Source organism: Actinomadura rugatobispora, from assembly GCF_042656285.1.
Classification (GTDB): Bacteria; Actinomycetota; Actinomycetes; order Streptosporangiales; family Streptosporangiaceae; genus Spirillospora; species Spirillospora rugatobispora.
On record NZ_JBHSON010000327.1, the window covers coordinates 1 to 530 of the forward strand.

At 64.5% G+C, this 530-nt stretch carries 1 protein-coding gene; it reads right to left on the bottom strand.

What is annotated here, in order from left to right; translation table 11 throughout:
• The coding region (locus ACFPZN_RS56640) for a TCP-1/cpn60 chaperonin family protein (protein WP_378293786.1) at positions 1–530 on the bottom strand (530 nt) is incomplete at both ends.

The following is a 530-nucleotide window of genomic DNA, read 5'->3' on the forward strand; positions in this document are numbered from 1 at the left end:
TAGCCCTTGTCGAAGCGCATGCCCTCGGTGAGCTCCAGCTCCAGCCCGAAGGTGTTGCTCTCCTCGACGGTGATGACGCCTTCCTTGCCGACCTTGTCCATCGCCTCGGCGATCATCTCGCCGATCTGCGGGTCACCGGCCGAAATGGACGCCGTCGAAGCGATCTGCTCCTTGGTCTCCACATCCTTGGCCAGCTTCGACAGCTCTTCGCTGACCCGCTCCACCGCGGCCTCGATGCCGCGCTTCAGCGACATCGGGTTCGCACCGGCGGCAACATTGCGCAGACCCTCACGGACGAGAGCCTGGGCCAGGACGGTCGCCGTCGTCGTGCCGTCACCGGCGACGTCGTCGGTCTTCTTGGCGACCTCCTTGACCAGCTCCGCGCCGATCTTCTCCCACGCGTCCTCGAGCTCGATCTCCTTGGCGATCGACACACCGTCATTGGTGATCGTCGGAGCGCCCCACTTCTTCTCCAACACCACATTGCGACCCTTGGGACCAAGGGTCACCTTCACGGCATCGGCGAGCTG